The sequence below is a fragment of the Desulforhabdus sp. TSK genome (genome assembly GCF_022836495.1).
Classification (GTDB): domain Bacteria; phylum Desulfobacterota; class Syntrophobacteria; order Syntrophobacterales; family Syntrophobacteraceae; genus Desulforhabdus.
The window spans coordinates 1-223 of the sequence record NZ_BQXM01000299.1; the positions used below are offsets into that span (position 1 = coordinate 1).

The 223-nt window shown below is 52.0% G+C and carries 1 protein-coding gene; it reads right to left on the bottom strand.

The window, feature by feature from the left end:
- Positions 1-223, bottom strand: a 223-nt coding sequence (locus MWC30_RS23290) for a helix-turn-helix domain-containing protein (protein WP_368860943.1), incomplete at both ends; no start/stop codon positions are given.

The following is a 223-nucleotide window of genomic DNA, read 5'->3' on the forward strand; positions in this document are numbered from 1 at the left end:
TGGATTTGAGGGATTTGCGGACACGCTTCCACCTGAGATTGGCCTTCTTGAGAGCCCTCTTGACCGTCCACTCGCTCACCTGCTTTCCTCTCTTATCTTGAAGCAAAGCGAGTATTTTCTTCACATTCCGGGGCTCCTCGCCTATTTGGCTTCGGATAAACTCTTCATCCTCTCTGCTCAGCTTCAAGGGACGTCCCTCTCTGGGCTCATCAAAGAGTCCGGT